This is a genomic window from Streptococcus sp. HMSC077D04 (assembly GCF_001808785.1).
GTDB lineage: Bacteria > Bacillota > Bacilli > Lactobacillales > Streptococcaceae > Streptococcus > Streptococcus mitis_BX.
Map to the genome: position 1 here is coordinate 1 of NZ_KV794490.1, position 352 is coordinate 352.

Sequence of the window (352 nt, forward strand, 5' to 3'; positions counted from 1 at the left end):
AGGAAAGAAATAATATCTTGATGAAACGAATACACATGAGGTATCTCTTCTATCTTGCCCTCTTCAGCCAAAAAACTCTCTACCAAGTCCTGCCATTTCTCATCAAAATGTTGCGCTTGATAACGAAGAAATAGGTCCATTTTCTCCCTATCTTTTGGAATTGTTCCACGAAACATAGCCAATAATTTCATTACTTCCATACTCGCTCCTTTCATCTATACGAAAATAGGAGAATCACATGATTCCCCTACAACTCTATCTCCATTTCAACCTTTTGAGGACTGGTTTCTAAATCACTAGACAAAAGAGAAATAGAATCTGTTCTCATGTAGTAAGTATATAAGTCTTCTAG

General features: G+C 36.1%; 1 protein-coding gene and 1 pseudogene. Both read right to left on the bottom strand.

Features of this window, described 5'->3' with window-relative positions; all coding sequences use genetic code 11:
* A partial coding sequence (locus HMPREF2701_RS01565) for a hypothetical protein (protein WP_186821205.1) occupies positions 1-200 on the bottom strand: 200 nt, incomplete at its 3' end.
* 47 nt (positions 201-247) lie between these two features.
* Positions 248-352, bottom strand: a pseudogene (locus tag HMPREF2701_RS10540) (cell envelope biogenesis protein OmpA); the annotation flags it as partial.